The sequence below is a fragment of the Psychrobacter sp. 78a-MNA-CIBAN-0178 genome (assembly GCF_040309625.1).
In the GTDB taxonomy this organism is placed as follows: domain Bacteria; phylum Pseudomonadota; class Gammaproteobacteria; order Pseudomonadales; family Moraxellaceae; genus Psychrobacter; species Psychrobacter okhotskensis.
In genome coordinates this window covers 1-271 of the sequence record NZ_JBEOOZ010000133.1, presented here as the reverse complement: position 1 = coordinate 271, position 271 = coordinate 1, and the positions used below count along the sequence as shown (strand labels likewise).

Sequence of the window (271 nt, the reverse complement as noted above, 5' to 3'; positions counted from 1 at the left end):
CTATAATGTATTTTGACCCAGCTGATATAGGTCGCGTAAGGCGCTTTTTTGAAGACATAGACGACGAACAACGCCGCCGCGTAGAAGAACAACGCTTTAACGCACTGGCAAGCTTTGCCGAAGCGCAAACATGTCGTCGTCAAATATTACTTAACTACTTTAGTGAATATCAACGCGAACCTTGTGGCAACTGCGATATTTGCTTAAATCCGCCAAAAAGCTTTGATGGTACGTTAGTCGCTCAGCAAGCACTTTCGTGTGTGTACAGAGC

Annotated in this window: 1 protein-coding gene; it reads left to right on the top strand. The window is 45.0% G+C overall.

Going from position 1 to position 271, the window contains the following annotated elements; genetic code table 11:
- A partial coding sequence (locus AAEY80_RS14565) for a RecQ family zinc-binding domain-containing protein (protein ID WP_350588591.1) occupies positions 1-271 on the top strand: 271 nt, incomplete at both ends.